Raw genomic sequence first — 254 nt, 5'->3', positions numbered from 1 at the left:
CCACTTTCCCCACAACTGTTGATACATGTCGCTGTATAACTTCCTGCCGTGCTTACAATGATGCTTGCACTCGTCGAGCCTGTACTCCATTTCAAGCTACCACTGCAACCTGTTGCTGTCAACGTTGCCGTTTCTGCATTACACAAGCTGTTTCTGTTCGTTGAAATTACTGGTGCTGCTGGGCTGCTACCTGTCGTGATAACCACTACATTGCTCACTCCACTTTCACCACAACTGTTGATACATGTCGCTGT

General features: G+C 47.6%; 1 pseudogene. It reads right to left on the bottom strand.

Annotated elements, in window-relative coordinates:
• Positions 1-254 (bottom strand): annotated as a pseudogene (locus ABR854_RS25990) (hypothetical protein); the annotation flags it as partial.

Origin of the sequence: Emticicia sp. W12TSBA100-4 (genome assembly GCF_040253585.1) — a bacterium.
Classification (GTDB): Bacteria; Bacteroidota; Bacteroidia; order Cytophagales; family Spirosomataceae; genus Emticicia.
Note: the sequence above shows the minus strand (reverse complement) of the source record. Positions and strands in the feature narration are given on the sequence as shown.